At 46.4% G+C, this 1,348-nt stretch carries 2 protein-coding genes and 1 pseudogene; all 3 read left to right on the forward strand.

The genetic code is table 11. From position 1 onward, the window contains the following. Positions 1 to 201, forward strand: a pseudogene (locus tag G457_RS22925) (conjugative transposon protein TraK); the annotation flags it as partial. A gap of 14 nt (positions 202 to 215) precedes the next feature. Then, positions 216 to 578, forward strand: a complete 363-nt coding sequence (locus tag G457_RS0114930) for a hypothetical protein (protein WP_026947181.1) — start codon at positions 216 to 218, stop codon at positions 576 to 578. Then, positions 568 to 1,348 (forward strand): hypothetical protein (locus G457_RS0114935; RefSeq protein ID WP_026947182.1); only part of this gene is annotated, 781 nt, incomplete at its 3' end. The genes G457_RS0114930 and G457_RS0114935, both read left to right, overlap by 11 nt.

Genomic DNA, 1,348 nt, shown 5'->3' on the forward strand with positions numbered 1-1,348 from the left:
GTGAATGACCGGCTTTCGGATTACCCCTTTCGGGTTTATGCCCGGCAGGAAATAATTCGGTCCAGTTCACGATTGACCCGCTCTTTGATCACGGCCGGAAAACTTCGTCAGATTCAGCGTAGCCCTGCCAATCCCCACGGATTCCTGATAGAAAATTGGGAAATCCTGGAAAACAGGGACCTCAAACAAGAAGCACGATGATTATACCCTCAGCCATGAAAAAAGTATCTCAAACTCCGGGGTTAAAGGAAGCGGATTTCCCTGCATTTTATGCTCTTCTGAGTTGGGTATGGAAAAAGACAGAATGCAGGCTAGAGCCTTGGCTCAGAGGTATTGCCATTAAACTTCAGGCCTGGGATAAAGGGTTGGAAGCTCCTTGGAGAAAACTGACCTATATGCTGCTTTTACTCCTCTTTGCCCTGCTTATTTACCTGCCTTCCTGGATTCCAAGCAAGATTGCCCGAACCAAAGCTGTTTCCGGTTTGCTGATGGCTCCCATTTCTCCAATTGATCCTCTGATCGCGCCTGATACCCTTTTAATTCATCTTTCACTTAAACCTACATGCTATGAAGAATAAGCAAAGCAATTTGGCATCACGCAGAAAAGGAGTTTTCCTGCTTTGCCTCCCGGTATTGATTGTACCCCTCTTGTTTCTCTTGGGGATGACCGATAGCGGAGGTGAGCCGGTTGAGGAAATTCCAAAAGGATTCAATCAGGAAATGCCCGAAGTACTGATCAGGGAAAAGAAGACATCCAAATCGGAGGCCTACAGTCTGGAGGAGAAACTGAAGCGTGAACCCAAGGAGTTGGAAATGCCTGCCTTCCTTCAAAAATCACTGGTCGGTTCAGGAACCGGCTTGGAAATGGAAGATTTGGATGGTTCGGCTTTGATTCCTGAAAGCCCAAAAAAGTCTCTCCCTTCTTTTGCCGGTTCTGATAGGGCTGGGCAAGCAGAAGATTTAGATCCAGAAGAGGCCATGATGAATCAGTTAAGGGAATTGGAGAAACTGCTCAGCCAGAAACCTGAGGAACTGATAGAAAAGACTTACAACAGGGATCTGGATCCACTGAGCATTTCAGAGGAACTAACAGAGGAAAAGCAGGAATGGGAAGCAATGATGGACGGACTGGAAAGTAAATCCGGGACAGATCCTGAATTGGAACAACTGGAGGGCCTGCTCGATAAGTTGGTTTTGCTTCAACAGGGAATTGATCAGCCTCAATTGAAATCTGAATTTCCTGTATCAACTGGTATGGAAGCGGTGGCGGTTTCTAGCAAACATGAGGAAGTAAACCAATCTCTGGACTGGAAGCAATTGCCTGAATTTCAGGATGAAGCCATGCTTT

This window comes from Algoriphagus marincola DSM 16067 (genome assembly GCF_000429405.1).
Classification (GTDB): domain Bacteria; phylum Bacteroidota; class Bacteroidia; order Cytophagales; family Cyclobacteriaceae; genus Algoriphagus; species Algoriphagus marincola.